General features: G+C 74.7%; 16 protein-coding genes. 5 read left to right on the forward strand and 11 right to left on the reverse strand.

Annotation, left to right across the window (positions count from 1 at the left end):
* The first annotated feature begins 14 nt into the window (after positions 1-14).
* Together ACF9IK_RS03180 and ACF9IK_RS03185 are read left to right on the forward strand one after the other, a co-directional pair.
* Positions 15-1,547 (forward strand): SDR family oxidoreductase, encoded by a 1,533-nt coding sequence (locus ACF9IK_RS03180; RefSeq protein ID WP_395292702.1) that lies wholly within the window; start codon positions 15-17, stop codon positions 1,545-1,547.
* A gap of 63 nt (positions 1,548-1,610) precedes the next feature.
* On the forward strand, positions 1,611-3,521 hold the full coding sequence (locus ACF9IK_RS03185; RefSeq protein ID WP_395292703.1) for a hypothetical protein: 1,911 nt from the start codon (positions 1,611-1,613) through the stop codon (positions 3,519-3,521).
* A 69-nt stretch (positions 3,522-3,590) separates the two neighbouring features.
* Here ACF9IK_RS03185 and ACF9IK_RS03190 read toward each other — a convergent pair whose 3' ends face one another.
* The 6 genes from ACF9IK_RS03190 to ACF9IK_RS03215 form a co-directional block, all read right to left on the reverse strand.
* Positions 3,591-4,121, reverse strand: a complete 531-nt coding sequence (locus ACF9IK_RS03190; RefSeq protein WP_395292704.1) for a MarR family transcriptional regulator — start codon at positions 4,119-4,121, stop codon at positions 3,591-3,593.
* A gap of 113 nt (positions 4,122-4,234) precedes the next feature.
* Positions 4,235-6,364: an MMPL family transporter gene (locus ACF9IK_RS03195; protein ID WP_395292705.1), complete on the reverse strand. Its 2,130-nt coding sequence runs from the start codon at positions 6,362-6,364 to the stop codon at positions 4,235-4,237.
* Between the two features lie 69 nt (positions 6,365-6,433).
* Positions 6,434-6,904 (reverse strand): hypothetical protein, encoded by a 471-nt coding sequence (locus ACF9IK_RS03200; protein WP_395292706.1) that lies wholly within the window; start codon positions 6,902-6,904, stop codon positions 6,434-6,436.
* Positions 6,905-7,124: 220 nt separating this feature from the next.
* Entirely contained in the window at positions 7,125-7,493 is a 369-nt protein-coding gene (locus ACF9IK_RS03205) for a hypothetical protein (protein WP_395292707.1), read from the reverse strand.
* A gap of 572 nt (positions 7,494-8,065) precedes the next feature.
* Positions 8,066-9,442 carry an IS1380 family transposase gene (locus ACF9IK_RS03210; RefSeq protein WP_395292246.1) on the reverse strand — a complete coding sequence of 459 codons (1,377 nt, stop codon included), beginning with the start codon at positions 9,440-9,442 and terminating at the stop codon, positions 8,066-8,068.
* 122 nt (positions 9,443-9,564) lie between these two features.
* Positions 9,565-11,013 carry a WGR domain-containing protein gene (locus tag ACF9IK_RS03215; protein WP_395292708.1) on the reverse strand — a complete coding sequence of 483 codons (1,449 nt, stop codon included), beginning with the start codon at positions 11,011-11,013 and terminating at the stop codon, positions 9,565-9,567.
* 213 nt (positions 11,014-11,226) lie between these two features.
* Here ACF9IK_RS03215 and ACF9IK_RS03220 point away from each other — a divergent pair, with 213 nt between their 5' ends.
* Positions 11,227-11,496: a GlsB/YeaQ/YmgE family stress response membrane protein gene (locus ACF9IK_RS03220; RefSeq protein WP_395292709.1), complete on the forward strand. Its 270-nt coding sequence runs from the start codon at positions 11,227-11,229 to the stop codon at positions 11,494-11,496.
* 91 nt (positions 11,497-11,587) lie between these two features.
* Here the strand turns inward: ACF9IK_RS03220 and ACF9IK_RS03225 are convergent, their stop codons facing one another.
* Positions 11,588-13,561, reverse strand: a complete 1,974-nt coding sequence (locus ACF9IK_RS03225) for an amino acid transporter (RefSeq protein ID WP_395292710.1) — start codon at positions 13,559-13,561, stop codon at positions 11,588-11,590.
* 377 nt (positions 13,562-13,938) lie between these two features.
* Between ACF9IK_RS03225 and ACF9IK_RS03230 the strand changes: the two genes are divergently transcribed.
* Together ACF9IK_RS03230 and ACF9IK_RS03235 are read left to right on the forward strand one after the other, a co-directional pair.
* Positions 13,939-14,679, forward strand: a complete 741-nt coding sequence (locus ACF9IK_RS03230) for a polyprenol monophosphomannose synthase (RefSeq protein ID WP_395292711.1) — start codon at positions 13,939-13,941, stop codon at positions 14,677-14,679.
* Positions 14,680-14,769: 90 nt separating this feature from the next.
* Positions 14,770-16,056, forward strand: a complete 1,287-nt coding sequence (locus ACF9IK_RS03235) for an aromatic acid exporter family protein (RefSeq protein ID WP_395292712.1) — start codon at positions 14,770-14,772, stop codon at positions 16,054-16,056.
* 23 nt (positions 16,057-16,079) lie between these two features.
* Here the strand turns inward: ACF9IK_RS03235 and ACF9IK_RS03240 are convergent, their stop codons facing one another.
* The 4 genes from ACF9IK_RS03240 to ACF9IK_RS03255 all read right to left on the reverse strand — a co-directional run bounded on the left by ACF9IK_RS03240 (position 16,080) and on the right by ACF9IK_RS03255 (position 20,640).
* Positions 16,080-16,529 carry an SRPBCC domain-containing protein gene (locus ACF9IK_RS03240; protein ID WP_395292713.1) on the reverse strand — a complete coding sequence of 150 codons (450 nt, stop codon included), beginning with the start codon at positions 16,527-16,529 and terminating at the stop codon, positions 16,080-16,082.
* A gap of 4 nt (positions 16,530-16,533) precedes the next feature.
* Positions 16,534-17,007 (reverse strand): VOC family protein, encoded by a 474-nt coding sequence (locus ACF9IK_RS03245; protein WP_395292714.1) that lies wholly within the window; start codon positions 17,005-17,007, stop codon positions 16,534-16,536.
* A 119-nt stretch (positions 17,008-17,126) separates the two neighbouring features.
* Entirely contained in the window at positions 17,127-19,109 is a 1,983-nt protein-coding gene (locus ACF9IK_RS03250; RefSeq protein WP_395292715.1) for a phosphocholine-specific phospholipase C, read from the reverse strand.
* Positions 19,110-19,197: 88 nt separating this feature from the next.
* On the reverse strand, positions 19,198-20,640 hold the full coding sequence (locus tag ACF9IK_RS03255) for an endonuclease/exonuclease/phosphatase family protein (protein ID WP_395292716.1): 1,443 nt from the start codon (positions 20,638-20,640) through the stop codon (positions 19,198-19,200).
* Positions 20,641-20,651 lie beyond the last annotated feature (11 nt).

Consider the following 20,651-nt stretch of genomic DNA (forward strand, 5'->3'; position numbering starts at 1 on the left):
GCGTTGGAGCCGCCATGACCGCACCGACCGCCCCCGCGCCCCCGCTGCGCTGCCTGGTCACCGGCGCCACCGGCTACCTCGGCGGTCGCCTCGTCCCCGAACTGCTCGCCGCCGGCCACTCGGTGCGCTGCCTGGTCCGCGACCCGGGACGGCTGCGCGACCACGCGTGGCGTTCCCGGGTGGAGGCGGCCCGGGGCGACGTCACCCGCCCCGACACGCTGGCCGGGGCCTTCGCCGGCATCGACGTCGCGTACTACCTGGTGCACTCGCTGGGCACCGGCCGCGACTTCGAGGAGACCGACCGTGCCGCCGCCCGGGCCTTCGGCGAGGCGGCCGCACGCGCGGGCGTCCGCCGGATCGTCTACCTCGGCGGGCTGCTCCCCGGCGGTGTGCCGCCGCACGAGCTCTCCCCGCACCTGCGCTCACGCGCCGAGGTCGGCCGGGTGCTGCGCTCCTGCGGAGTGCCCACCGCCGAGCTGCGGGCCGCCGTGATCATCGGCTCCGGCTCCGCCTCCTTCGAGATGCTCCGCTACCTGACCGAGCGGCTGCCCGTGATGGTCACGCCGAGCTGGGTGGGCACCCGGATCCAGCCGATCGCCGTCCGCGACGTGCTGCGCTACCTCACCGGCGCCGCACTCCTGCCGCCGGAGGTGCACCGGGCCTTCGACCTCGGCGGCCCCGAGGTCCTCACCTACCGGGAGATGATGCAGCGGTACGCCGCCGTCGCCGGGTTGCCGCACCGGGTGATCCTGCCGGTCCCGGTGCTCACCCCCAGGCTCTCCAGCCACTGGGTCGGGCTGGTCACGCCGGTGCCGAACCGGCTGGCCCGGCCGCTGGTGGAGTCGCTGCGGCACGAGGTCGTCTGCGGCGAGCACGACATCGCCCGGTACGTGCCCGACCCGCCCGGCGGGCTCACCGGCTTCGACCGGGCCGTGGAGCTGGCCCTGCACCGGATCCGGGACGCCGACGTCACCACCCGCTGGTCCTCCGCCTCCGTCCCTGGCGCGCCGAGCGATCCCCTGCCCACCGACCCCGACTGGGCCGGCGGGAGTCTCTACCAGGACGTGCGGGAGCGCCGCGTGGGCGCCCCGCCGGCGGCGCTCTGGCGGGTGGTGGAGGGCATCGGCGGCGAGAACGGCTGGTACTCGTTCCCGCTCGGGTGGACGCTGCGCGGCCTGCTCGACAGGCTTGCCGGCGGGGTCGGCCTGCGCCGGGGCCGCCGCGACCCGGCCCGGCTGCGGATCGGCGACTCGCTGGACTTCTGGCGGGTGGAGGAGATCGAGCGGGGCCGGCTCCTGCGGCTGCGCGCCGAGATGCGGCTGCCCGGACTCGCCTGGCTGGAGCTCTCGGTCGCCCCGGACGGCAACGGCGGGAGCCGCTACCGCCAACGGGCCCTGTTCCACCCGCACGGACTGGCCGGACACGCCTACTGGTGGTCGGTCGCGCCGTTCCACGCGGCGGTGTTCGGGGGCATGGCCCGGCGGATCGCCGAGCGGGCCGAGGCCGGCCCGCGGGAGGCCGCCCCACGCGGCGCAACCATCACATGATCGACTCGTTGGACCGTCCACCACGACACACACGGCACCACGGACGGCCCGGCGGAGGACGCGTTGGCAGGACGGATAGACGCGGGGACACCGCCGCGCGGAACGACCGGGCGGCCGGTCGCGGATGCCGAGGCGGCACTGGTCCGCCACTACCGCCGGCTGGTCCGGCTGGCGTACCTGGCCCTGCCGGCCGACCGGGACCGGCACAGCCGGGTGCTCGCCGCGCACGCCGCCGTCCAGCGGGCGCTGCCGTCGCGCTGGACGCTGCGGGACCTGCTGGCCGAGCCCGTGGGGCCCGACGAGGAGCCGCTCTACGCCGCCCTGCGGCAGCGGGTGCTGCGAGCCGCGCTGCGGCCGCGGCCGGGCGAGCGCCTGCTCGCGCCACGGGTCTGGGGGCTGCGGCTGTTCACCCCCGGCGGCGGTGAGGAGGAAGCGGCGCTGGACCGCGAGCTGGCCGACCTCGACGCGCCCGCCCGCGCAGCGTTCGCCCTGCTCGCCGTCGACGGGCTCACGCCGGCCCAGGCCGCCGGGGCGCTGCGGCAGGCCGGTGCGTCCGAGCCCGGCCCGGCGGTCGAGCGGGCCGAGCGGCTCCGCGCGGGGTCGGAGCCGGCGCGGCCGGCCTTCGACCCGTGCGCGGTCCGCGTCCAGCCCACTGACCTGCTGCGCCGTCGCCGGGCCCGGGGCGTCTCGCTGGGGATCGCCGTACTCGCCCTCACCGCCTCCGCCGCCATCCTGGCCGGCGCGGGCTCCGGCTCCGGCGGGGGCGATGCTGCCGCCGCCCGCCCACGCGCCGTCCCGCCGAGCGGCACGGCGCCCGATCCGGGCCGGCTGGTCCGCACCCCGGCCGACCGGTGGCAGCACACCGCGCGGATGGACTTCTCCGCCTGGCCTGCCCGGGGCGACCGCCGGGACGACCCCGCGCTGCTCGGGCGCGCCCTGGCCGCCTGGGCACAGGCCGGCCCGCAGACCCGGGCCGAGCCGGGCACGGACACCGCCCCGCCGCAGGGCGCGCCGCACCTGCTCTTCGCCGGGACGGTCGACGGCACCGCCGTGGTGGTGCTGTACGACGGTGGCCGGCTCGCCCGCTACACCGACGGGCGCGGCGGCGGCCTGGACCTCGCCCGGGCCGACGACGCGGGCGTCACCACGGCCGCCGCCGTGGTGCTGCGCCGTGAGGGCACCTCGGCCCGGTACCTGCTCGCGCCGTGGATCGAGGCCGCCGACCTCCGGCGCTCGGACCGGCCCGACGCGCCCGCCAAGCCGCTGGAGCGGACGGACGGGGTGACCGCGGCGGCGGCGGCGCCCGCGACCGCCGCCTCCCCGGGGCCGTTCGCCGACTGCCGGGGCGCCGCGGTGCTCCAGCTGCGCTCCTCACCGGCCGTCGCCGAGAAGCACGTCTTCCTGCTGGCCGATCTCGGCGGGCTGGTTCCGGCGCACCTCGCCTACACGCCGCCGCCGGACCGCGCCCAGCCCGCCCGGCAGCCGCGCGAGGCGGCCGGCCCGGACGCGCTGCAGGCCTGGGCGCGGGGCGGCTGCGCGGCGCCGGACGCCTCGCCCGGGGTCAAACAGCTCAGCCTCTGGACGTTCGCCGTCCAGCAGCTGCCGCAGAACGCGGGCGCGGCGTCCTGGGTGTGCCTGCGGGCCGACCGCTGGGACGGCGAGGGAAGTGCGGCGACCGCCGTCCTGCTTCCGGGGGCGCGCGGGCCGCAGCGCACCGGCGGCGGCCCGGGGCGGGCATGCAGCCGGTTCGAGCAGGACACGGTCGGCTGGACGTGGTGGCGCTCCCCGCAGGGCACCGAGTTCCTGCTGGTCGCGGGCAGCCGGCGGGTCGCCCGGATCGGCGTCAAGGGGCCCGACTGGACGGCCGACCGCTCCACGCCCGACCACACCCTCGCCGTCGAGCGCCCGGCCCGCGCCCCGGTCACGGTCGAGGGCGTGCTCGACGGCGGCACCCGGATCGCCCCACTGCGCTGACTCCACGCCCCGGGACGGCTCCGGAGACCGGCACACCGGGAGCTGAGCCGGAGCGCCGAGGCCCGGGGCTCAGCGCGCGTGGCGCAGGGACTCCAGCTCGTCGGTCATCCGGCCGAGGAAACGGGCCACGGCGGCCAGCTCGGCGGGGGTGAACTCGCCGCGCACGGTCTCGGTGCGCCGCGCCACCGGCGCGAACCACTCGGCGGCCATCCGTCCGGCGCCCGGGAGGTAGTGGACGAGCACCTGGCGGCGGTCGGTGGCGTCCCGGGTGCGGCGGATGTGCCCGGCCCGCTCAAGCCGGTCGAGCACGGCGGTGACCGCCCCCGAGGTCAGGGCCAGCTCCTCGCGCAGCCGGCCGGGGGTGATCCCGCCCGGGCCGCCGCCCGGGCCGGGAGCCGCTCGCATGACGGCCAGCAGTGCCTGGACGTCGGTGGCGTGCAGGCCGCTGGCGGCGGCGAAGCCGTGGCCGAGCAGGTTGAGTTCGGAGGCGAGGTCCTGGAGCAGCCGGCCGAGCGCCGGTGCGTCCGACGCTGCCGGGTCGGCCGAGGCGGGCGCGCCGGGCAGGGCCGGCGGGGTCGTCCTCGGCTCCTGCTCCGACAAGGTGATCCGCTCCGGTCGCGTACGGCGTTTACCCGATCAGCCTATCGGCCGCACGCCGCACCCGGCCCCACCGCGTCGGCCCCTCCTCGCCAGCCCCGCCGACCGGCGCACCGTCAGACCCGCTCGCCGACCTGCTCCGGGACGGCCACCCGCTCCGCCGCCGGCCGCATCCGGGCCGGCCACCAGACCCGGTCGCCCAGGTCACGGACCAGCGCGGGCACCAGCAGCGAGCGAACCAGCAGGGTGTCCAGCAGCACGCCGAAGGCGACGATGAAGGCGATCTGCGCCAGGAAGGCCAGCGGGATCACGCTCAGCGCGGCGAAGGTCGCGGCGAGCACCACCCCGGCCGAGGTGATCACGCCACCGGTCGCGGTCAGCCCCTGCAACACGCCCTCCCGGGTCCCGACCCGCAGCGCCTCCTCCCGGACCCGCGTCATCAGGAAGATGTTGTAGTCCACCCCCAGCGCGACCAGGAAGACGAACCCGTACAGCGGCACCGAGGGGTCGGTGGCGGTGAACCCGAGGACGTGCGGGAAGACCACCGCACTGACGCCGAGCGTGGCCAGGTAGGAGAGCGCGACGGTGGCGGCGAGCAGCACCGGGGCCAGCAGCGAGCGCAGCAGCAGTACCAGCACGGCGAGGATGCAGAGCAGCACCGCCGGCATGATCAGCGACCGGTCGTGCTCCGCCGTGACCCGGGTGTCGTACTGCTGTGCGGTGTACCCGCCGACCAGTGCCTCCCCGCCCGGTACGGCGTGCACGGCCTCCCGCAGCCGCCGAACGGTGGCGATGGCCTCGTCGCCGTCGGCCGGGTCGGCGAGCGTGACGTCCAGCCGGACCCGGCCGTCGACCGTCCTGGGCTCGGTCCCCGGCGCCCCACCGGTGTAGGGCCGGACGCCGGCCGTCCCGGGCACGGCGGCCGCGGCGGCCACCGCCTCGGCACGATCGGCTGCGGCGAGCACCACCGCCGGGTTGCCGGCGCCGCCGGCGAAGTGCGCGGAGAGCATCCGCTGGCCGGCCGCCGAGGGCTGCGGTCTGACGAAGAGTTCGGACTGCGGGACGCCGCCGGAGTCCAGGGCCGGGGCGAAGGCGGCCAGCGCGGCCAGCACCGCGAGGCTCGCCGCCCAGGTGGTCCGGGGCCGGCGGCCGACCAGCGCGGCCACCCGCTGCCACACGGCGTGGACCGGCGCCCGCCCGTCGGCGGCGGGGCGGGCCGGCCAGTAGGCGGTGCGGCCGAGCAGGGTGAGCGCGGCCGGCAGGAAGGTGAGCGCCGAGACCACCGCGCAGCCGATCCCGATCGCGCCGACCGGTCCGAGCGCCCGGTTGTTGGTGAGGTCGGAGAGCAGCAGGACGAGCAGACCGAGGGCGACGGTGGCGCCGGAGGCCGCGATCGGCTCGACCGACTGCCGCCAGGCGGTGCGCATCGCGGCGAACCGGTCGCCGTGCAGGTGCAGCTCCTCGCGGAACCGTGCGGAGAGCAGCAGGCCGTAGTCGGTGGCGGCGCCGATCACCAGGATCGACAGCAGGCCCTGGACCTGGCCGTCCACCCGGACCACGCCGTGGTCGGCGAGCAGGTAGACCAGGGCGCAGGCGGTGGCGAGGGCGAAGACCGCGCCGAGGATCACCAGCAGCGGGAGCAGCACACTGCGGTAGACGGCGAGCAGGATCAGCAGCACCACACCGAGGGCGACGCCGAGCAGCAGCCCGTCGATGCCGGCGAACGCGCGGCCCAGGTCGGCCGCGACGGCGGCCGGGCCGGCCACGCCGACCTCGGTGTCCGGCACCTGCTCGGCCAGGGCGCGCACGGCCCGGACGCTGTCGCCGGTCTCCCGCCCGAGGTCGGAGCGGAGCTGGACGACGCCCTGGAGGGCTCGGCCGTCGGCGGCGGGCAGGGCGGGCGACACCCGCCCGGTGGCGCCGGGGACGGCCGCGGCGGCGCGCAGCGCGCCATCGGCGGCGGAGCGCTGCGCGGCGTCGACGGCGCCGGTGCGGCTCTCCCAGACCACGATCACGGGCAGCGTGGCGGGGGTCTGGAACTCCTGACCCAGCCGGGCGACTTCGGTCGACTCGGCGCTGCGCGGCAGGAACGCGGCCCGGTCGTTGGTGGCGACCTCGGAGAGCCGCCCGGCGTACGGGCCGAAGGCGCCGCCGAGGCCGAGCCAGGCCACCAGCAGGGCGAGCGGGATCAGCAGCCGGGCGCGGCGCCGGGCGGTGGGGCTGCCGGTGGGGCTGCCGGTGAGCATCGTGGAGCGCCCTTCGTGCCGGGGCCGGATACGGTTCGCCGCATCCTATCTCTCAATCATCGAGATACTTCACCGGCTGAGACTTCCGGCGGCGCGCCGCGGGCCCGTGCCCCTGGGCCGGCGGCGCGGGGGGCCGTGCCGCCGGGGCGTGTGCGCGGCGTCCCCGGGGTCCGTCTGCGGGCGCGCCAGCAGGCCGCCCACGGAGAGCGCGGCCCAGCCGACCGAGACCGCCACCGCCATCGTGCGGTGCCGCCGCTCCGGCAGCGCGGTGGCGAGCAGCGCGGCGTCCCCCAGGTCGGAGGCGATCCGCAGGAGGGTGGCGGTCCGCAGCGCGGACGCGTCCGGCGCCAGGACCATGGCGAGGCCGCAGGCGGCGTCGCGGAAGGCGAGCGGGCGCAGGCAGGCGGCCACGTCCGCGGGGACCGAGCCGTCCGGACCGCCGATCCCGGACGGGCGGGCCAGCAGTCCCGGGCGGCGGGCGACGGCGAACCCGTAGACGGCGGTGACGGCTCCGGTCAGGCGCAGCAGACGCTCGTTCACGGCGCGGCTCTCCTCGGGTCGGCGGGGAAACTCCCCGGACGCGTCCGCGGGGGCGCCTCCGCGGCGGCCCGCATCGTGGGCCCATCATGGACGACCGGACGGCCCGACGGGGGCCGACACGTCCGGCGGTGGCCCTTCCGGGGCGGGCTGACGGCCCGGTGAGCACCGCGGCCTCCGAGGACCGGGGGCCGCGGTACGGGCGGGAACGGCCGGGACGGCGTCAGGAGACGCGCTTCAGCTGCCAGCTGTTCTTGCCGAAGCTCGGCACCGCCGAGTAGGTACAGCCGGAGCTGTAGAACTCGCTGACCTGGACCCAGCCGGCCGGCGGCCAGGTCGAGGCGCAGGCGTTGACCACGGTGCCGACCGGGTAGCCGGTGAGCTGCATGATCTTCTTGCTGTTGGGCGTGAAGGTGCCCGACCCGCAGCCGGCGCTGTTCCACCACTGCACGTCGACGTAGCCGCTCGGGGTGAGCGAGCTGCCGCACATGGTCACCGTGTCACCGGGCGCGGCCTGCGCGGTGGTCATCGACAGCGTCAGTGCGGCGGCAGCGGCGCCCAGGGCCAGGACGGCGGGACGGAGACGGGACACGGAGCGGCTCCTCTCGTCGGCGCGGTCCGTCCGCACCTGGCACATTCCTATCGGCGGTCGACCGGACACGGACAGTGGTTTTCCGGTCCGGTCCCCGACGCGATTGCCGCCGTTGACAGGCGGCGCACGGCGTGCCGCAGGCCAACCCTCGATCGGCCGCTGCCGGGCGCCGGCCCGCGCGGGCGCCACCGACTCGAAGTCCTCGTCGAAGAGGTGTCCGGCCATCACCGGGGCGGCCCGGGGGCGGGTTCACCGTCGGCGGCCACGAAGCGGTCGCCGGCCGGCGCGCGGGCGGTCACCACGACTCGGCTGGTCGCGCCGTCGGGCACCTGCGCGGTCGGGGCCCGAGGCCCGGCGGTGCCGGCGGGCCCGCGCGGCATGACGCGGACCCGCCGGCACCGCTGCCGCTAGCCTCGATCTTTCGTGACGGTCCGTCGGTTCATCCGCCGGGCCGTTTCGGCTTCTCGGGCTGGTGATGGGCAGGGCGGTGGCCCGACTGTCGCGTCGGGTGGGCGCCGGGTTCCACGACTCCGGGGGTGTGGTTCTCGCTGGGACAGAGGCGTTGTCGCTGGTCAGCCCGGCTGCGGCAGAGCTTGGAGGCGGTCGAACGCGGTGGTGATCACGTCGGTCCAGGGCCAGTGGCGGGCGAGGCGGAGCCAGCGGCGGCGGCCGGTGGCGACGAGCTGGGCGGCGGCGGAGAACAGGCGAAGCCGCAGGCGCTTGGGCTCCCAGCGTCGGGTGTCGCCGGTCAGGGCGAGCATGGGCATCCAGGCGAGCAGGTCCAGGGCGATCTGAACGATCTCCAGCCAGACCTGGTTCTGGGCGGCGTCGTGCAGAGGCAGGTTGCGCAGGCCGGTGTCGCGGGCGGCGCGGATGCGGTCCTCGGCCCGGGCGCGCCGTCGGTGCCGCAGTTCCAGGACGGCGATCGGGGTGTGGGTGGTGTTGGTGGCGAAGCAGGTCAGCCGCATGCCGTCGGCGTCGGTGAAGCGCAACTGGGCGCCGGGGTGCGGGCGTTCTTTGCGGACGATCAGCCGCATGCCCTTCGGCCAGCCCTTGAGGACGTCGCCGGCGAGTTCGGCGACCCAGGCGCCGTCGCGGATCTTCCCGTCCGGCTCGACGGCCGCCGTCCAGGCAGAGGCGGGAACCAGCAGCACGGCCTGGTGGATCGCTTCCGTAATGGTCATCCCGATGGAGTAGGACAGCCATCGGCCGCGTGCGGTGAGCCAGTTGAGGAATTCGTGGGTGCCGCCGCCGGAGTCGGTGCGGATGAGGGTCCGCCGTCCGCGTCGGTGCTTCTTCGGCAACTGGGCCAGAGCCAGGCGGGTGGCGGCGATGTGGTCGGCTGCGGTGTTGCTGCCCGCGTTCCCCGGCCGCAGCAGGCCCGCGACCGGCTCGCCGGACCCTTCACAGCCGTGGTCGACGAACGCGAACAGCGGGTGGTGGCCGAAGGTCTTCTTCCAGGTCGCAGCCGCGTGCTCCTTCTCGGAGTGCGCCAGAACCAGCACTCCGTCGATGTCCACGATCACCTCGCTGCCGGTGTCCGGCGCGGCCTGACCGGCCAACTTCCATACCCGTTGCCGGACTTCGGACCGTGCCCGCCGGACGGCCGCGAGCGCGCGGGGACCGGCGGCGGCAAGGGCGTCGACCAGCCGGGACACCGTCGGATCCGAGGCCACCGGGCCGAACACGGCAGGCTCGGCCCGCAGCACGCCGATGTCGGACAGGCAGTCCCCGCCGAGTGCGACGGCCAGGGCGAGGTCGAGCAGGACCTTGCCGGGATCGTGTACCGCCCGGGGCTTGCGCCACGGCTCCAGCGCCGCCGACAACGCGGTGTCCAGGCCGATCCGGCGGGCGGTCTCCACCAGCAGAACCCCGCCGGCCTGTGAGACCGCCCCCTCACCGTCGCCCCGGACACGGACACGCGGATACAACCCACTACGCTTGTTCACCTGAGGAGTGCAGCTCTCTTGAGGATGATCAGGACCCTAGACAAGTCCCATCGTCCCAGGTCAGTGGCACTCCTCGTTCTCTTGATCAAGCCTCGGACAGCGCCGCTCGTGAAAGCGCGAGGCTAGAGCAGGCGCTTGATGTCACCGCGGGCCCGGTAGAAGGCCCCGGAGCCGGACTCCAGCACCTCGGCCACCAGGTAGCGGGCGCCGGGCACCCGGATGTCCTTCGGGAACTGCACCCGGCGGGCCGGGTCGAAGCCGGGCGACACCACCCGAACGCGCAGCCGACCACCCTCCGCGACGCACTCGACCTCGATGCCGCCCGCGGCCGCCGCCGATCCGGCGACCACCGACTCGACCTCGGCGCCGGCCACCGCCGCCGTCCAGCCGCTGCCGTCCACCTCGGCGGCCTGCGGCACCCGGCCGTCCTCGGCCGCCCGCACCGCCTCCTCGCTCGCGTCCAGGCAGACCAGCGAGCCGTCGGTGGTCACCAGGTACAGCCGGCCGTCGCGGTACTGCATGCTGTACGCGGAGCCGCAGCCGGTGCCGAGCTTCCAGAGCCGGGTGCCGTCCGCCGCGAAGCAGTACACCGAGGAGTGGTTGTCGCCGGCGAAGACGTAGCGGCCGTCGGGCGACGCGGCGCACGAGAAGACGGCGGCGTCGCAGCGGTAGCGGGCCGTCTCCGAACCGTCGGCCTTGCGCAGCCGGTGCACCGAACCGCGCGAGGTCGCGGCGAACACCTCGTCGCGCTCCTGCCAGCCGAACAGCACGCCGCCGTCGGTCCGGGTGTGCCACAGCGGCTCGCCGCCACGCGCGGCGTAGCGCGCCACCCCGCGCGAGTGACCGTGGTAGACGCCGTCCTCGTCGCAGCGGACCATCCAGCCGTCGGTGCCCTCGGCCTTGCGCCGCCACTGGAACTCGTCCTCGTGGTCGACGGTGGTGATCCCGCCGCGGGCGTCGGCCACGCCGAGGACGCCGTCGTGGATGTCCAGCCAGTAGATGTCGACGTCGGCGGCGATCTCGTACGCGACCCGCGGCACCTTGCCGCCGAGGTCGTACACCTTGCCGTCGTCGCAGCCGGCGTAGATCCACCAGTCGTCGGCGACGATGCACTTCACGCCGTCCGGGAGGCCGTAACGGCCGGTGACCTGCCCGTCGTGGGTGAGCGTGTAGACGTCGCCGCGCTCGTTGCCCACCCAGGCGTGCTCCTCGCCGACGAAGATGCCGAAGGCCGCGGCGCCGGAGCGGAACCGCCAGAGCACGGGGGCCTGGCGGGCGGTCGAGCGGCTGCTGGCGATCGCCCGGCGGGTCACCGCCCGGCGCTGCCGGACCCCGCGCACGGCCGGGGCGTAGCCCTTGCGGACCTTCTCGCCGATCTTCTTGGCCGCCGCGGCGGCCGCCTTCTCCGGCGACGGGTAGCTGGTGGTCTTCGCCTGGCCGCCCTCGCCGATCCGCCCGTAGGTGATCGTCACGTCCACGCCGGCGACCCGGACCTCGTAGAACTTGTGGGCGCTGCCGGTGTCCTCGGACAGCTCCAGGTAGGTGGTCTGCTCGTCGGCGGCGACAGGCATGCGGGCCCCTTCCGGGCGCTCGGCGGGAGTCGGTGCGGGCGGCGCGCCCGGCGACACCCCAGAAGCTATGCCCAGGGACTGACACCGCGTCCGGCGCCCCGGGTCCGACGGCGCAGCGGCCCGCCCGGGCCGGCCGGGCCGGCCGGTGGCCGACGTGCTCGGGCGGACGAACAGGGGAATCATGGGACAGTACCCCTCGAAAGGCGGAATGCGATGTTCCAGCTCCTGTGGATCCTCCTCATCGGCTTCGTCCTGGGTGTGCTCGCCAAGCTGCTCCTGCGCGGCCCGCAGGCGATCCCCTGGTGGCTGACCATGCTGCTCGGCGCAGGGGGCGCGCTGCTCGGCAACGCCGTGGCCGGGTGGATCGGGGTACGGCACACCAGCGGCATCGACTGGATCCGCCACCTGCTCCAGTTGGGCTTCGCCGTCGCCCTGGTCGCCCTGGTCGCCCCCGCCTGGACGAACTCCCGCTCCCGGCGCTAGGGCCTCTCCGCCGGATCCTGCCGGGCCCGCGCCGCCGGGCGAGGTCCGCGAGAGCGGACCGGGGTGCCTCGCCGGCGGCCCGGCAGCGGCGTCAGGCGACGTGGACGCGGGGGCGGCGGTCGCGGTCGGGCTCCGCCTCGCGCAGCACCTCGCGGGTCACCGGGGCGACCTCGCCCTGCCCGAGCAGGAAGAACCGGAAGAACTGGGCGAACGGGTTCCCCTCGGTCCACTCGAAGTAGATGTGCGGCTGCTGACCGGTCAGGTCGCGCACCTGGAGCAGCAGTGCGGCCAACGCGTTCGGCACGCTGGAGTGCTCCAGCGTGAGGACGCGGTAGCGGTCGTGCAGCACCTCGCCGTGGACGCTCAGCACCGCCTCGAACTCGGACGGGTCGCGGACCGTCACCTCGACGAAGACCAGGTCGTCCTCGGCCGGGATGTCGTTGTCGGTGCGGATCTGCCGGCTCTTCTCCTGGTACTCGGCGAGGTCGCGGCCGTTCGGCTGGTTGGCGATCAGCCGGATCGGGCGGTGGGTGTAGTCGCGGACGAAGCGCTCGGCGACCATGTCCAGCTCGACGTCGGTCACCCGCAGCTCGAAGGCGCGCTTGAGCCGGGAGGCCAGCGACACCAGGATGATGCCGGCGATGAAGCAGGCGCCGATCTTCACGCCGTCCGGCCGCTCGGCGATGTTGGCCGCGGTGGTGTAGACGAAGACCGCCGCGATCACGGCGAAGCCGACGGTCCGGTTGCGCTGGCGGGCCTTGTGGGCCGCGATGGTCACCGCGATGGCGGCGGAGCTGATCAGCACCAGCACGCCGGTGGCGTACGCGCCCCCCTGGGCGTCCACGTCGGCGTCGAAGATCCACGTCACCAGGAAGGCGATCGCGGTGAGCACCAGCACGGTGGGGCGGACCGCCCGGGCCCAGTGCGGGGCCATGCCGTAGCGGGGCAGGTAGCGGGGCATCAGGTTGAGCAGGCCGGCCATCGCCGAGGCGCCGGCGAACCAGAGGATCAGGATGGTCGAGAGGTCGTAGACGCTGCCGAAGGCGGTCCCCAGGTTCTCGTGGGCCAGGTAGGCCAGCGCCCGCCCGTTGGCCTCCCCGCCGGGCTCGAACGCCTCCGGGGGGATCAGCAGGGTGGTGATGAAGCTGGTGGTGATCAGGAAGACGCTCATGATCAGCGCCGCGGTGGTGAGCAGCTTGCGGGCGCCGCGGATGCGCCCGGTGGGCTTCTCCTCGGTGTCGTCAGGGTCACCCTCGATGTGCGGCATCACGGCGACGCCGGTCTCGAAGCCGGACAGGCCCAGCGCCAGTTTGGGGAACGTGATCAGCGCGACCCCGATCATCGCGATCGCGTTGCCGTGCTCGGCGGTCAGCGCGTCGGCCCAGTCAGTGATCAGGTGCGGGGACTCCAGGACGTGCCAGAGCCCGTTCACCACCACGATCACGTTCAGCGCGAGGTAGACGGCCACCAGGAAGACCGCCAGCCCGATCGCCTCGCTGAAGCCCTTGAGGAAGACACCGCCGAGCAGGGCGACCAGCAGCAGCGTGACCAGCACCTCCTTGTCGGTGAGCGCGCTGCTCAGGTGCGGGTTCTCGACCAGGTGCGCGGTGGCGTCGGCGGCCGAGAGGGTGATGGTGATCATGAAGTCGGTGGCGGCGAAGCCGAGCAGCGTCAGCACGAAGAGCTTGCCCTGCCAGAACGACAGCAGCCGCTCCAGCATGGCGATCGAGCCCTCGCCGTGCGGGCTCTCCTCGGCCACCCGCCGGTACACCGGCAGCGCGCCGCACAGCGTCACCAGCACCAGGACGACGGTCGCGATCGGGGAGAGCAGACCGGCCGCCAGGGCGGCGATGCCCGGCTGGTAGCCGAGCGTGGAGAAGTAGTCCAGACCGGTCAGGCACATCACCCGCCACCACCGGGCGCCCTTGTGCTCGACCGGCGCCTGGGCGTGCGGACCCGGATGCTGCTTCGCCATGTCGGACAGGCCTTCGAGCAGCCACGTGCGGAACCTCCCGCTCCGCGCCGACGGCGCCGCCCCCGGACCGGCCGAAGCTGACGAGCTCACCTGCACTCCTGTCCACGACTCCGGACGCCCGCCCGCACGCGGCTCCCGACCCACCGGCCCGGCACCGGCCACGGGCCGCCGGCACCCACGCGCCGGCCACCGGCCAGGCGCGCGACGGCCGCCGGTCGCCGGACGGGCGGCCCGGTCAGGCTATGTGACCGGAGCTCCGCTGCCCCGCAACGCCGAGGGCGCGCCCGGCCGCGTCCCCCGCTCGGCGCCCACCCGACCTGAGCAGGGGCGACGGCCGGGAGCCACGGGCGGTGGGAACGCACCCGCACCACCCCGGCTAGACTCGCCCGACCGGAGTGGACAAACGTCCGGTCGGGAGCGGGCGCCACGGGCGCGGCACCGGCCGTGGATCAACCGAGGGAGAGAACATGGTCGAGGCCTCCCCGAAGGTCGTCGTCGTCGTGCCCACGTACAACGAGCGGGAGAACCTCCCGGTCCTCGCGGGCCTGCTCGCGGACCTCCGGATGCCCGGTCTGCACCTGCTGGTGGTCGACGACAACTCCCCCGACGGCACCGGCGAGGTCGCCGACAAGCTCGCCGCGGACTCCCCCGGCACCGTCAGCGTGCTGCACCGCACCGAGAAGGACGGCCTCGGGCGCGCGTACGTCGCCGGCATGACGCGGGCCCTGGAGGACGGTGCCGACGTCGTCGTCCAGATGGACGCCGACCTGTCGCACCCGGCCTCGGTGCTCCCGCTCATGGTGGAGACGCTGCTGGCCGACGACACCGCCGTGGTGCTCGGCTCCCGGTACGTGCCGGGCGGCTCCACCGCCGAGGAGTGGCCCTGGCACCGCAAGGCGCTCTCCGCCTGGGCCAACCTCTACGTCAACACCATCCTCAGCCTGGGCGTCCGGGACGCCACCGCCGGGTTCAAGGCCTGGCGGGCGCAGACGCTGCGGGCGATCGACCTGCCGTCGGTCACCAGCAACGGCTACTCGTTCCAGGTCGAGCTCAACTACCGCGTGGTCACGCGCGGGCTGACCATCCGCGAGGTGCCGATCCGCTTCGAGGAGCGGGTCAAGGGCGCCTCCAAGATGAGCCTCGGCGTGCAGGTCGAGTCGGCGATGACCCCCTGGAAGCTGCGGCTCGGGCACCGCAAGCAGTCCTAGCAGCCCTCGGCAATCGGCCGGAACGGCTCTTTCGGGTATCCGTCGGCCGGATCGGCGGTGTGCGGGCCCGTCACGGGGAAGAACGGCCTCATGGCCCTTTCCCGGGAGTCCGTCGCCACCGTGGTGCGCCGAGGTGCCCGCGAGCCCTTCGTCGTCTACTCGATCCGGGCGACCGTCGCCGCCACGCTGTCCTACGCGGTGGCCACCCAACTGAGCAGCGAACCCGCGCCGCTCACCGCGCCGCTGACGGCCCTGCTGGTGGTCCAGGTGACCGTCTACTCGACGCTGACCACCAGCATCCGCCGAGTCAACTCGGTGGTGGTCGGGGTGCTGATCGCGATCGGCTTCAGCTCGGTGGTGGGCCTCTCCTGGTGGAGCCTCGGGCTGATCATCCTGGCCTCGCTGACCATCGGCCGGTTCGTCCGGGTGGACGAGTTCGTCCAGGAGGTGGCGATCAGCGCCATGCTCATCCTGGGGGTCTCGCAGGTGACCTCGCAGGCCTGGGACCGGGTGCTGGAGACGCTGATCGGGGCCGTCGTCGGGCTGGTGTTCAACCTGGTCTTCGCCCCGCCGGTGTGGCTCGACACCGCCGGCGAGTCGATCGAGGACCTCGCCCGGCGCGCCCGCCACCTGCTGCTGGGCATCGGAGAGGAGCTGGGGCGGCCGATCCCGGTGGCGCGCGCGGCCGAGCGGCTGCACGAGGCCCGGCGGCTCGACCAGGCGATCGCCGACGTGGACGCCGCACTGCGGCAGGCCGAGGACAGCCTGCGGCTCAACCCCCGGATCAGCGAGGGCCTGCTCTCCCGGCTGGTGCTGCGCACCGGCCTGGACACCCTGGAGATCTGCGTGGTGGTGATCCGGGTGCTGGCCCGTTCGATCACCGATCTGGCCAAGCGGCGGGCACCCGGCGAGCGGCTCTTCCCGGCCGACGTGGCGGTGGCGCTGGAGGAGCTGCTGGCGCACCTCGGCGGGGCGCTGGTGAGCTTCGCCGTCCTGGTCACCACCCCGGTCAGCCGCAACGCCGAGGAGGCCGAGCAGCGGCTCGCCTCCGAGCTGGCGGCCTCCTGGGCAAGTCGGGAGAACGTCGCCCAGCTGCTCCTGCAAAGGGTCCAGGAGCACCCGGAGGCCTGGCAGCTGCACGGTTCGCTGCTCGCCGAGGTGGACCGGATCCTGGACGAGCTGGACCTCGAACACCGAGGCCGGCGGCTGATGGAGGAGCTGGACCGCGCGGCGGTGGCGAGCCGGGAACGGTTCTCCCGGTTCGCCTGGCTGCGCCGGCTGGCACGCGGCGAGAGCCTGCGCGCCGACCGGCTGCGGCCGGCCCGGCGGCGGCGCGAGCGGCGTCCGCCGGCGGGCGACCGGGCCGGGCAGGCCTGAGGCCGGGCCCGGACCGAGGCCGGTCAGGGCATCAGCCAGGGCTCCTGCGGGAGCGGGCGGCCGGTCTCCAGGTAGGTCTTGAGGTTCGACAGGACCGCCGACCAGCCGGCCTCGGCGTCGGCCTGCTCACGCTCGTCGGCGAGGTTGTCGTGGGTGACGACGAGCCGGGTGAGGTCGCGGTGGCCCTGGAGCTGGAAGGTCACCCGGGACGGGCCGCCCGGGCGCTGCTCGTCCGGGCCGGCCCAGGTGGTGACCAGCCGGTGCGGGCGCTCGACCTCCGCGACGGTGCCGACCGCGTCGGCGATGCCGGAGCCGTCCGTACGACGGTGCTCCCAGGCGGCGCCGGGCAGCCAGGTGGAGACGTTGCGGTGCCCCCAGTAGACGCCCGACTCGTCCGCATTGGTGAGGGCGTGCCAGACGTGCTCGGGCGTGGCGTGCAGGTAGACGGTGTGGCGGACGGCCGGGACGGTCACGGCGTCACCCCCGCGCCGCGTCGAGGAGCGGCTGGATCTCGATCTTCCGCATCTGCAGGATCGCCGCCATGACGCGATCGGCCTTGGCGCGGTCCTGGTCGGAGATCAGCTCGGTCAGCACGCGCGGGACGATCTGCCAGGAGAGGCCGAAGCGGTCCTTCAGCCAGCCGCACTGGCTCTCCTCGCCGCCGTCCGCGATGAGCCCCGCCCAGAGCCGGTCCACCTCCGCCTGGTCGGCGCAGTCGACCTGGAGCGAGACGGCCTCGGTGAAGTGGAACACCGGGCCGCCGTTGAGGGCGGTGTAGCGCTGGCCGTCGAGTTCGAACTCGACGGTCATCACGGTGCCCGGCTCGCCGGGACCGACGTCGCCGTAGCGGGTGGTGGCGGTGATCCGGGAGTCGGGGAAGAGCGAGGTGTAGAGGCGGGCGGCTTCTTCGGCCCGGTCGTCGTACCAGAGGAAGGTGGTGATCTTCTGCATGGCCCGACGGTAGCCGCGGGCCCCGGCCGGGCGGCCGAGCCACGGCCGGGGGTCACCGGTTCGGCGCCCCCGGCCGGGTGGGGCGGCCCACGGTCGCCGCCGGCCGCCGCGAGGCCCCGTCAGTGCACCCGACCCGCGTAGCGCTGGGTGAAGCGCAGGCCGGTGCCGGCCGTCACCACGACGTCGTAGCGGCCCTGCCCGTCCAGCGGCCAGACCACGTCCACCTGCTTGCCGGGCCTGACCCAGACGGTCTGTGCGGTCCCCGCGAAGTCGTTGGGCGCGGCCGTGAAGCAGACGTCGGTCTGGCCGTCGTTGGCCAGCTGGAGCGTGAGCCGGGAGGAGTTGCTCAGATCGGCCGTCACGATCGGCACCCCGATGTCGTTCTGGCCGTCCCGGCCGTCCCGGACCACGGTGCCGGCGAAGCGGCGGACGAAGCCGTCCGGGCCGTGCACGGTGAAGTCGTACCGGCCGTTGGTCCCGGCCGCGTCCCAGACGTGGCCGGCGGTGGCGCCCGGGGCGACCGTGTACGGCGTGCCCGCGAACGGCAACAGGATGTTGGGGTAGACGGTGTACGGGAAGGCGACCGTGCCGTCGTTGGTCATGGTGCAGGTGACCTTGCCGGTCTTCCGGTCCACGTCCACGTCGGCCCAGGGCTGGTAGGGCAGCGGGCGGTGCGGGCGGTCGCCGCGCTCCTGGACCGGCATCGACTGGGTGCCGGCGGCGGGCAGCTGGACGCCGGGAAGCTTGGTCCCGGCGTCGGCCCTGGCCATCAGTGCGTTGGTGTCCGGGAGTTGCGGGATCGAGTGGTCCGGGGCGGCGAAGTCGAAGCAGCTGGTGAGGTCGCCGCAGACGGCCCGGCGCCAGGCCGAGATGTTGGGCTCGGCCACGCCGGTGACCTGCTCCATGAAGCGCAGGACGGAGGTGTGGTCGAAGACCTGGGAGTTGACCCAGCCGCCGCGCGACCAGGGCGAGACGACCCAGAGCGGGACGCGGTTGCCCAGACCGATGGCGCGGCCCTGGGTGAACTCCTCCGGGGTGCCCGGCTCGGGGGTGGGCGGGACCACGTGGTCGAAGTAGCCGTCGTTCTCGTCGTACATCACCAGGAACACGGTGTGCCGCCAGAGCGCCGGGTTGGACGTCAGCGACCGCAGCGCCGTGTCGACCCAGTGCGCGCCGTACGCCGGCCCGGCCTCCGGGTGTTCGCAGAACAGGTAGGGCGCGACCAGCCAGGAGATGGTCGGCAGGGTGCCGTCCTTGCAGTGCCGGTCGAAGGCGGCCGGGTCGAACCTGGTCATCGCGTTGACGTACCGCGGGTCGTCCTTCGGGAGGTCGTGGAACTGCTTGAAGTACGACAGGGCGTTGTCGTCGTAGTCGCCGGTCCGGTCGTCCTTGCTGGGGTTGTGGTAGACCCGCCAGGAGACGCCGGCCTGCTCCAGCCGCTCGGCGTAGGTGGTCCAGTCCGCGACGGGGTTGTCGGTGACGGGCGTGTTGTCGATCCAGGGACCGGTGGTGCCGTCCCGGCCGGGGCCGGCCGTGCCGGTCCACAGGTAGAGCCGGTTCGGGTCGGTCGGACCGGCGAGCGAGGTGAAGTAGGCGTCGCAGAGGGTGAAGGCGTCGGCCAGCGCGTACTGGTAGGGGATGTCCTCGCGGTTGAAGTACCCCATGGTGCGCTCGCCCTTGGCGGCGACCCATTTGTTCATCGCGCCGTTGTTGATCGCCTGGTGACCGGTGGCCCAGTCGTGCGGCAGGCCACCGGCGTTCTGCGCGTTGTACTTCGACGTGTCCATCCGGTACGGCAGCATCACACCGCCGTCACTGCGGCGCGGGTCGGGCTGGCGGAACACGTCGGTGCCGTTCGGGAACTGCAGCGCCTGCTTGTCGCCGAAGCCGCGGACGCCGTTCAGGGTGCCGAAGTAGTGGTCGAAGCTTCGGTTCTCCTGCATCAGCACCACGACGTGCCTGACGTCCTCGATGGTGCCGGTGAGACGGTCGGTGCCGGCCGCGGGTGCGGCGCCGGCCTGCGCGGCCGGAAGGCCGACCACGGCGGCGGCGCCGGCGGCCGCGGTGGCGCCGACGAAGGAGCGGCGGGAGAGATCGGGCATGACGATCGGGCCTCTCGGGGGTGGCGGAGGAGGGTCGGCGGGCGCCCCGGGGTCGGCGGACGCCTCAGGAGGGGGAGCGGCTGGACCGTCAGAGCCGGAAGGTCGCGACGGCGGCGGCCGTGTCCGAGGGCCACTCGTTGGCGGCCGCCGCCTGGTCGGTGCCGGTGGCGGGCCAGTCGGCGACCAGGGTGTGCGCCTCGACCAGCTTCAGCGGGCCGGCGTAGAACACGTAGTCGATCCGGTCCTGCGGCTCCGACCTGCCGGCGGCACGCTGCTTGCGGGTCGGGGACCAGGTGCAGCCCGGCGCCTTGACCGGGTCACGGTTCTCCTCGCGGAAGCTGTCGGTCAGCCCGGCGCCCTGGAGGGCGGTGGTGACCGGCCAGGCGACCGGGCCGACGCCGCCGTGCGCGGGGGCGGTGGCCGTGGTCCAGTCCAGGTGGGAGGGCGAGGAGAGCGCACCGGCGAGCACCACCGGCGTGCGGCCCGCGGCGTCGGCCCGGACCGCGGCGGCCAGCGCCTCGGCCTGCCGGAAGCGGACGGAGGCGTTCTCGGCGGCCGTCACCTGGGCGGCGCTCCGGCCGTCCTGGACGGCGTACGGGCCGTAGCCGGACTCGTCGAGGTGGGCGGCCCAGAACCGGACGGTGCGGCCGCCCGGGAGCCGGACGGTGGCCGCCGCGGCGGGCAGCGCGTCGGTCACCGGGATGACGGCGGTGAGCGGGTAGCGGCTGAGGATGCCGACGCTGCCGGCGCTCTGGTAGGCGTACCAGCCGAGGGCCGTGGCCAGAGTCCGGGCGGCGGAGCCGGCGGTCTCCTGGAGTGCGAGCACGTCCAGGCCCTGGGTGAGGACCACCCGCAGCTGCTTCTCCAGCGCGTCGGTGAAGGCGGCGCCCGCGTCGGCGAGGTTCCAGCTCGCGGCCTTAAGGCGCAACGGACCGGCCGGGTCGACGACCGGGATCTGCACGGTGACGGTGTCGGTGGCGCCGGCGCTGTCCTTGACACCGACGACGACCACCTCGGGGTTCCTGGCGGCGCCGGTGGGCGCCGTGCCGGCGAGGGTGCCGTCGGCGGAGACGGAGGCCCAGGCCGGCCCGGAGACCTTGCGGAACGCGGCGGTGCCGGCCGGGTTCCCGGCCGGGCGGCACCAGAGGCCGCCGAGCTCGACCGAGACGGCGGCACCCGGGGCGACCTGGGTGGTGGTCAGGGCGTCGACGGCGCTGTGCGGGCCCACCACGGCGGGCCGCGGGCGGAAGGTGAAGGGCGCGGTCTGGGCCAGGATGCCGTAGCCGTCCTTGGCCAGCAGGTACGCGGTGTACGGGCCGCCGGTCAGCGCCGAGGTGTCGAGCTGGACGTCGCCGGACGCGGCCGGCGTGTACTTCCAGAGCAGCGAACTGCCGGTGCCGGGCTTCCGGGTTCCGTCGTAGATGCCGACCCAGTTCTTGGCGTCCGGGGCGTCGGTGGTCCAGTGGAAGGTGAGCTTGTCGCCTTCGACCGGGTTGGCGGGTGAGGTGAGCGTCAGGGCACTGCCGGCCACGGTGGTCCTGT

The organism is Kitasatospora hibisci (genome assembly GCF_043950205.1).
Lineage (GTDB): Bacteria > Actinomycetota > Actinomycetes > Streptomycetales > Streptomycetaceae > Kitasatospora > Kitasatospora hibisci.

Bases quoted from the DNA above. Each gene is read 5' to 3' on its own strand.
- ACF9IK_RS03220 (WP_395292709.1), top strand. From the start codon at position 11,227: ATGTTCCAGCTCCTGTGGATCCTCCTCATCGGCTTCGTCCTGGGTGTG.
- ACF9IK_RS03195 (WP_395292705.1), bottom strand. From the start codon at position 6,364: ATGCTCACCGGCAGCCCCACCGGCAGCCCCACCGCCCGGCGCCGCGCC.
- ACF9IK_RS03235 (WP_395292712.1), top strand. From the start codon at position 14,770: ATGGCCCTTTCCCGGGAGTCCGTCGCCACCGTGGTGCGCCGAGGTGCC.
- ACF9IK_RS03180 (WP_395292702.1), top strand. From the start codon at position 15: ATGACCGCACCGACCGCCCCCGCGCCCCCGCTGCGCTGCCTGGTCACC.
- ACF9IK_RS03245 (WP_395292714.1), bottom strand. From the start codon at position 17,007: ATGCAGAAGATCACCACCTTCCTCTGGTACGACGACCGGGCCGAAGAA.
- ACF9IK_RS03215 (WP_395292708.1), bottom strand. From the start codon at position 11,013: ATGCCTGTCGCCGCCGACGAGCAGACCACCTACCTGGAGCTGTCCGAG.
- ACF9IK_RS03230 (WP_395292711.1), top strand. From the start codon at position 13,939: ATGGTCGAGGCCTCCCCGAAGGTCGTCGTCGTCGTGCCCACGTACAAC.
- ACF9IK_RS03250 (WP_395292715.1), bottom strand. From the start codon at position 19,109: ATGCCCGATCTCTCCCGCCGCTCCTTCGTCGGCGCCACCGCGGCCGCC.